The organism is Ancylomarina sp. YFZ004, assembly GCF_054254355.1.
The window spans coordinates 1-204 of record NZ_JBTCHQ010000057.1; the positions used below are offsets into that span (position 1 = coordinate 1).

A 204-nucleotide genomic window follows, 5' to 3' on the forward strand; every position below is an offset into this window, starting at 1 on the left:
AATCAGTAACCCAAGCAATGGTTCCATAAGCATTGGCACGGCCAGTGCTACGGCGAATATTACCGATGATGAAAGTGTATCAGCAGCCTTGAGTGTTAGCACTCAGGGATCAGAACTTACTCCAACGGATATTGTTTACACGATAACTTTAAGCAGCCCAAACAATACAGGATCACCAATTACTTTCGATATTGATGATGCAGC

At 43.1% G+C, this 204-nt stretch carries 1 protein-coding gene; it reads left to right on the forward strand.

All coding sequences use genetic code 11. From position 1 onward, the window contains the following. A partial coding sequence (locus tag ACXR6G_RS20200; protein ID WP_458363262.1) for a hypothetical protein occupies nucleotides 1–204 on the forward strand: 204 nt, incomplete at both ends.